Raw genomic sequence first — 2,975 nt, 5'->3', positions numbered from 1 at the left:
GTGTCAGCAACCAGACCCTACCGGAACATCGCCGGTGACCACCTCAGCCAGAACCTACACCAAGCTCAGGGACAGCATCTTAGGTGCTGATCCTTGCTGCGCCCCACGACCCATTTCATATTCATGAAAATGTCCGCCAGGTTCCCCATTCCACCCAGTATTGGCAACCCCGCTGAGCGCAGGACATTTATCGAGAAGTTGTTGGGGTCACTTAGAAAGACTCGCATCTTTTCGCGGTCTTCAGGTGAAATCACTTCGCCCGTCGCTTGTTCGTACTGGTCGACAGACCGCTCGTGAACTTCCCGATCGGAGGCGATGAACCGGGCGGTATGATGCATAAGTTGGGCCATCATTTCTGCTCCTGCTCCGACAACGGAAGGGGAACGCAAATACTGTGCCGCTAAGAAGATAGCTATGTGTTCGCGCTCTTCTCCCTTGAATACCTTACCATCGGTAAGTTTATCCCATAGAGGAGCAGCGTTGCCTTCGATTGTAGCCAAGAGCTCTTCAACCTCGTCAAACCTTTCGCCGGTCCCGCCTATCGGACTGTAGAAGTTTGTCTCTACGGCTGTTGCTTCTGGTTTGTCACCACGCGGCTTGTCCCCGCTCGAGTACGTCCAAACTAGCCCATCTGGGTCGCAAAACTTGCTCAGATAGAATCGAGGGACAACATGCTGTTTCTTGGTTCTAGAAGTCATATTGAGCACCACAATCTTGCAAATATAGGCGTTCCTAGCTTAGTGCCACTAAACGAAAAAAGCCCCCGCCTTCCGGCAGGGGCTCTCTCATATCACTCAAGCCTAAGGCTCAAAGACCAGTCGTCACGTCGATCGTCTGACCGTCTTCCAGCATGACATAGGCCTTCTTCTTGTCCGACCGCTCGCCGGCGCGGCCGCGGAAGCGTTTGGCCTTGCCCTTGGTGATGGTGGTGTTCACCGCCTTCACCTTCACGCCAAAGATCGCCTCGACGGCTTCCTTGATCTGCGGCTTGGACGCATCCATCGCGACCTGGAACACGACGGCCCCCGCCTCCGAGGCCATGGTGGCCTTTTCGGTGATGACCGGCTTCTGGATCAGGTCGTAGTGCTCCGGCTTGACGGCCGCCGCGGTTTTCGGTGCTTTGCTCATTTCAGGCGAGCCTCCAGGGCTTCGATACCGGCCTTGGTGATGACCAGGGTATCACGCTTCAGGATGTCGTAGACGTTGGCGCCGATGGTCGGCAGGACGTCCACGCCTTCCAGGTTGCGGGCGGCCAGGGCGAAGTTCGGATCGACCGAAGCGCCGTCGATGATGAGGACGCGCTTCCAGCCGAGTTCCGACTTCATCTTGGCCAGATGGGCGGTCTTGGCCTCGGCCAGCGTGGCCGCGTCCAGGATCACCAGCTCGCCCGCCTTGGCCTTGGCCGAGAGCGCGTGCCGCAGCCCGAGGGCGCGGAACTTCTTCGGCAGGTCATGGGCGTGGCTGCGCGGGGTCGGACCCTTGTAGACGCCGCCGTGCCGGAAGATCGGTGCCTTCTTCGACCCGTGGCGTGCGCCGCCGGTGCCCTTCTGGCGATAGATCTTCTTGGTCGAGTAGCTGACATCCGACTTGCCCAGCGTCGAGTGCGTGCCGGCCTGGGCCTTCGCCCGCTGCCAGCGCACCACGCGGTGCAGGATGTCGGCGCGCGGCTCGAGGCCGAACAGCGCTTCGTCCAGTTCGACGGAACCGGCCTTGCCGCCGTCCAGCTTGATCACATCGAGTTTCATGCTTCACCCCCTTCGGCGGCGACTTCAGCGGCCGGAGCAGCGGCAGTCCGGATCGCGGCGGGACGCGGGGCGTCCTTGGCTTCCGGCTTCTTCACGGCGTCCTTGATCGTGACCCAGCCACCCTTCGATCCGGGGACAGCGCCCTTGATCATGATGAGACCGCGGTCGGCATCGGTGCGCACCACTTGCAGGTTCTGCGTGGTCACGCGCACGGCGCCCATGTGGCCGGCCATCTTCTTGCCCTTGAACACCTTGCCGGGGTCCTGGCACTGGCCGGTCGAGCCGTGCGACCGGTGCGACACCGACACACCGTGGCTGGCGCGCAGGCCGCCGAAGTTGTGCCGCTTCATCGCGCCGGCAAAACCTTTGCCGATAGAGGTCCCGGCGACATCGACATACTGGCCTTCCAGATAGTGGTCGGCGGTGATTTCCGCGCCCACTTCGATCAGGCAGTCGGGCGAAACGCGGAATTCCGCGATCTTGCGCTTGGGCGCCACGTTCGCCTTGGCGAAATGGCCGCGCTGCGCGGCGGTGGTCCGCTTGGCCTTGGCCACGCCCGCCCCCAGCTGGACGGCGGTGTAGCCATCCTTGTCAGCGGTGCGCTGTGCCACGACCTGAAGGCTGTCCAGCTGCAGGACCGTCACCGGAACCTGCTTGCCGTCCGCCAGGAACAGCCGGGTCATGCCCAGCTTCTTTGCGATAACTCCAGAGCGCATCTGCCTGCCCTCCTTACACTTTGATCTCGACGTCCACACCGGCCGCGAGGTCGAGCTTCATCAGCGCGTCCACGGTCTGCGGGGTGGGGTCGACGATGTCGAGAAGACGCTTGTGCGTGCGGATCTCCCACTGGTCGCGCGACTTCTTGTCGATGTGCGGACCACGGAGAACCGTGAATTTCTCGATCTTGTTGGGCAGCGGAATCGGCCCGCGGACGGTGGCACCGGTACGCTTCGCGGTGTTCACGATTTCCTGGGTGCTGGCGTCCAGCACACGGTAATCGAAGGCGCGAAGCCGGATGCGGATGGTCTGACCTTGCATCGGTTTTTTCCCTTTAGAACATCGGCCTGGGGCGACGCGCCTCACCCGAGAGGTTCTGTTTCGTTGGTCGAAGGGCGGGCTTCTACAGCCCACCCTTCAGGAGTGCAATACGCCTCAGGCGATGATCTTCGACACGACGCCGGCGCCGACGGTGCGGCCGCCTTCGCGGATGGCGAAGCGCAGCTTCTCTTC

Annotated in this window: 6 protein-coding genes; all 6 read right to left on the bottom strand. The window is 61.8% G+C overall.

Annotated elements, in window-relative coordinates; genetic code table 11:
• Positions 1 to 65: 65 nt before the first annotated feature.
• Entirely contained in the window at positions 66 to 698 is a 633-nt protein-coding gene (locus D5084_RS09210) for a DUF4238 domain-containing protein (protein WP_128515213.1), read from the bottom strand.
• Between the two features lie 109 nt (positions 699 to 807).
• Positions 808 to 1,128 carry a 50S ribosomal protein L23 gene (locus tag D5084_RS09205; RefSeq protein ID WP_128515212.1) on the bottom strand — a complete coding sequence of 107 codons (321 nt, stop codon included), beginning with the start codon at positions 1,126 to 1,128 and terminating at the stop codon, positions 808 to 810.
• On the bottom strand, positions 1,125 to 1,745 hold the full coding sequence (gene rplD, locus D5084_RS09200; RefSeq protein WP_128515211.1) for a 50S ribosomal protein L4: 621 nt from the start codon (positions 1,743 to 1,745) through the stop codon (positions 1,125 to 1,127). Before rplD ends, D5084_RS09205 begins: the two co-directional genes overlap by 4 nt.
• Positions 1,742 to 2,461, bottom strand: a complete 720-nt coding sequence (rplC, locus tag D5084_RS09195; protein WP_128515210.1) for a 50S ribosomal protein L3 — start codon at positions 2,459 to 2,461, stop codon at positions 1,742 to 1,744. The genes rplD and rplC overlap by 4 nt, the downstream gene beginning before the upstream one ends.
• A 13-nt stretch (positions 2,462 to 2,474) precedes the next feature.
• On the bottom strand, positions 2,475 to 2,783 hold the full coding sequence (gene rpsJ / locus D5084_RS09190) for a 30S ribosomal protein S10 (protein ID WP_128515209.1): 309 nt from the start codon (positions 2,781 to 2,783) through the stop codon (positions 2,475 to 2,477).
• Between the two features lie 114 nt (positions 2,784 to 2,897).
• The coding region (locus D5084_RS09185; RefSeq protein WP_155523124.1) for an EF-Tu C-terminal domain-related protein at positions 2,898 to 2,975 on the bottom strand (78 nt) is incomplete at its 5' end.

Source organism: Tabrizicola thermarum (assembly GCF_003574395.1).
Classification (GTDB): domain Bacteria; phylum Pseudomonadota; class Alphaproteobacteria; order Rhodobacterales; family Rhodobacteraceae; genus Tabrizicola; species Tabrizicola thermarum.
This window is presented reverse-complemented; position numbering and strand designations above follow the sequence as displayed.